Here is a 714-nt window from a genome sequence, read left to right as displayed (position 1 = left end):
TGGGCGGCTGGCCCTCCTCTGGCGAATCTTCGCCGGCCTCCGCCTGCTCGCGCTTCCGCCATAGATCCGTGCGCGCCCCGGCGCCGGGACGGTTCTCCAGCCACGCACGAACGGTAGACAGCTTCCAGCGGGGCCGACGCGACGACGTCTGTACGTCGGGATCCGGCAGATGCCCTGAGCTCTTGTAGCTGCGCGCCGTGACGGGGGAGATGCCCGCCAGTTTGGCTATGTCCGTGTAGTCGAGGAGTGGCTCAAAGTCGTCGATGGACTCTCCCATAACCGACGACTCTACCATCTTGACTCGCTAGGGACTGGTGTGTAGCGTTCCGCCCCACAACCGAAAAGCGCCCCCGGACCGGTGTCTCCAACACCGACCCGAGGGCTAACGGACCACCTGCGCAAACAGGAGACCGCTATGAGTCATCTTTCCCTGCCTGGGTGCGGATCTGCGCGCCAGGCTTCGCCCGCCGCCCGTCTGGGTGGTGTGGCATGAGTCGCCGTCCGGGTCGGATCACGGTCACAGTCGACCAGCCTGAAGAGATCTTCGATCCGGTGATCCTCGCCGCGTTGCAGGCCGGCCGCCGGGTGACCGCCGCTGAGGAGTTGGACGTCCGCCGCCGGCACACCGCGGAGCTCGCTGCCGACCGTGGTGTCTGCTGCCGGGCGTGCGGGTTCGCGCTGACCGTGCAGCACCAGGCCTGCCCGTCGATCGTC

The 714-nt window shown here is 67.5% G+C and carries 2 protein-coding genes; one reads left to right on the top strand and one right to left on the bottom strand.

Annotated elements, in window-relative coordinates:
- On the bottom strand, positions 1-277 hold a 277-nt coding region (locus tag G6R24_RS23120), incomplete at its 3' end, for a helix-turn-helix transcriptional regulator (protein ID WP_225438900.1).
- A gap of 212 nt (positions 278-489) precedes the next feature.
- On the opposite strand from G6R24_RS23120, the gene G6R24_RS21240 reads away from it, so the two are divergent.
- On the top strand, positions 490-714 hold a 225-nt coding region (locus G6R24_RS21240), incomplete at its 3' end, for a hypothetical protein (RefSeq protein ID WP_163550875.1).

The sequence above is a fragment of the Candidatus Frankia nodulisporulans genome (assembly GCF_902806475.1).
GTDB lineage: Bacteria > Actinomycetota > Actinomycetes > Frankiales > Frankiaceae > Frankia > Frankia umida.
This window is presented reverse-complemented; position numbering and strand designations above follow the sequence as displayed.